2 protein-coding genes and 1 pseudogene are annotated in these 2248 nt (G+C 41.7%); 2 read left to right on the top strand and 1 reads right to left on the bottom strand.

Annotated features, from left to right (window positions below; translation table 11 throughout):
• Positions 1-188: pseudogene (locus tag HMPREF0673_RS00120) on the bottom strand (GPW/gp25 family protein); the annotation flags it as partial.
• Between the two features lie 167 nt (positions 189-355).
• On the opposite strand from HMPREF0673_RS00120, the gene HMPREF0673_RS00115 reads away from it, so the two are divergent.
• Together HMPREF0673_RS00115 and HMPREF0673_RS00110 are read left to right on the top strand one after the other, a co-directional pair.
• Positions 356-823 (top strand): hypothetical protein, encoded by a 468-nt coding sequence (locus HMPREF0673_RS00115; RefSeq protein ID WP_004310151.1) that lies wholly within the window; start codon positions 356-358, stop codon positions 821-823.
• 12 nt (positions 824-835) lie between these two features.
• Positions 836-2215, top strand: coding sequence for a DUF5458 family protein (locus tag HMPREF0673_RS00110; RefSeq protein WP_007896633.1), 1380 nt, complete (start codon positions 836-838; stop codon positions 2213-2215).
• The last annotated feature ends 33 nt before the right edge of the window (positions 2216-2248 follow it).

The raw sequence follows: 2248 nt of genomic DNA, 5'->3' as shown, positions 1-2248 counted from the left end.
ATTTTCACAAGTTGGTTGAACTCAAGGTCCCATATCATGGAACCAAAGTCTTCTCGGCCGATAACTTCCCCATGGTGAGAAAGAATCAGTAGCATGATGTGTTGGGCTATCGATTCCTGATAGGAACACCTTTGCAATTTCTTGGCAACAGCCGATTGCAATTGTAATGGCATTTTCAGGTAAGTCATACTATTCTTTTATTTTATTCTATTTCGCAAATATACTCTTTTCCTTGTTAGATGCCAATAAAATGCTCCTAAAAATTTGACGGTTTCAGAAATAATTCATATATTGCGTACGGTCACAAAACCAAAAGAGAGCTATAAAAAAAGTATGATATTAAAAAGTAAATTCTATGGCAATCTACAATTATGGAATTGGAGGCAACGAAGTAAAAGTCGATGCGAACGAATCCATCGCGGAAATCCCCTCCAACCGAACTTTGATAGTTCAAAAACTGACAGATGAAGCTCCTGCAGCTCCGGAAAGCGTGTATGGTTTGGAAACCATTGAAGATGTGTTCCAACGTTTTGAACCAACAGTTGACTTATGCCACGTGGATGCGGAAGGTAATGAAATCAAGGAAATCATGACATTCACCGGACTTGGAGACTTCGGAGCCAAGAAGATTAAAGAGAAGAGTGATTTCTTGAGTAAACTTGACATTGAGAAAGAGCAGGGTGTCAGAATAACTCGCCAGCTTACTTCCAACCGCGCTTTACAGAAAGCACTTGAAAATCCGGAAGTCAAAAATGCCATTATGGACGTGATTGAATCATCAATCGAGGAGATTCTGGCAAATCAAAAGAAAGTAGAACTTTAATCTTTTACTAAGATGAAGCAGGAAACTCAACAACAGACAGCCAGTACGACAACCTCACAGAAAGTCGTATCACAACAGGCGCAAAAGTCATCTGCATCGGCAATAGACAAACTCAAAGAATTTGGTGGCTTCGCTTTTCTTGAAAATATCATAGATGGGTATTCCAATCTTAATCCGGCACGAAAGGCCCGTCGCAACATCTTCCTCACGGATGAACAGTGGGAAAATGAACGTAAGGCCTTGGTTAATCGCTTAAGCGTATGGCTCAAACTCTTACGTGAGAATGACACTGCCGAACAAATGCGGGACAAGGCCAAAGAAACCGCAGAAAACGCCGAGAACCTTCTTAATCATAACTTGAAGAATGCTCTTGCCAGGACACGGGAACTTGAAAGCGCATATCGCACTATTGCGTTCTTTTACAAGAACACGGAAAGTGATAAGGTGAAGAATGTCACCATTGTCAATGCGACCATGGAGCAGCTTCAGGATTTGGACAATACCATTTTCGCTGACCACATTAGCAACGAACTCAAACAGAATTTTGACCGTCTTGACCTGCGTCGCAACTACTCCTTGCTTGTCGTTCCTGGATATATAGGCTCAAATGCCATTTTGGATAAGTGGTCTAAAATGGCATACGAGAACAAGGCTTTTCTTGTTACAGACTTCCAAGACCTTGAAACTCCGGACGATGTAGTAGATATATTCTTCAATGCCAATCATACGAGTGGAGATGTGTTCAAATCGAATACTATTATGACCTGTAACTGGTTGCTTGGTCGTCAAAGAGAGGAAAGCGTTGGAGAAGAAGAAAATCTTTATATCCCGCCATCTTCTTCACTTGCCGGAAAAATATACAACACCTTAATGTCTCAGGTAGTAGCCGGAAAGAAATTTGGTGGACTTAATGAAGTAGAAAGTGTACGCTTCGACCTTCGCAAGAGCGAGATTTCCGAGCTTGAACGTATGGGTCTTGTGCCGATGGTGAACGAGTACAGCAAGGTTATGGCTTTCTCCGCCAAGACATTATTTAATGGAGATAATCTTGGCTTGCAGACCTACTCCGTAGTTCGTGTATTCGACTATATAACGAAGGTACTGATTGACTTCCTGAACCGTCGGGCATTTGAAAATTGGACTACTCGCACGGAAGCAGATTTACGTGGTCAGGTTGTGAAATTCCTCGATAGTGTAATGGGCCCGAACAAGCTCATCGAACGCTTCAAGGTTATGAAGATTGAACAAGACCCGAATCAGAAAGACCGTGTGCTTCTTGATATTCACATCACACCGTATTTCCCGGCAAAAAGCTTCGTGATACAGCTTGCCGGTCATAAAGGCGATAATCCGGAAGATGCTATTTGGGAAAGCGAATATCATCAAGAATAGTATTGAATAATTTTAAATTTACAGATGGGCATA

It is taken from the genome of Leyella stercorea DSM 18206 (assembly GCF_000235885.1).
Lineage (GTDB): Bacteria > Bacteroidota > Bacteroidia > Bacteroidales > Bacteroidaceae > Prevotella > Prevotella stercorea.
This window is presented reverse-complemented; position numbering and strand designations above follow the sequence as displayed.